Raw genomic sequence first — 286 nt, forward strand, 5'->3', positions numbered from 1 at the left:
CAACGCGCATGAGAGATCACGCCTGACGCGCCTTGGCCAAGTACTTGATTCAGTGAATAGCTTTGAGATCTAACCGCAGGCACGCTATCTAAGCTGCTAGGGTGTTTGCAAAATGGATTACCCGCAAAGGCTAACCAAGCCAGCTTTGGTAGTTTAATAAGGAACTCAGGGAATTCAGTCAGTTGGTTTGCAGACAAGCGGACCAGTTCGAGGTTGGATAGCTTTCCCATACTCTCAGGTAAAGCGCGAAGCTGGTTGCCTGCGAGTGCCAGCTTTTGCAGTCTTG

The 286-nt window shown here is 50.0% G+C and carries 1 pseudogene; it reads right to left on the minus strand.

Features of this window, described 5'->3' with window-relative positions:
- Positions 1-286, minus strand: a pseudogene (locus FTW16_RS17035) (leucine-rich repeat domain-containing protein); the annotation flags it as partial.

The organism is Vibrio sp. T20 (assembly GCF_007858795.1).
Classification (GTDB): Bacteria; Pseudomonadota; Gammaproteobacteria; order Enterobacterales; family Vibrionaceae; genus Vibrio; species Vibrio satsumensis.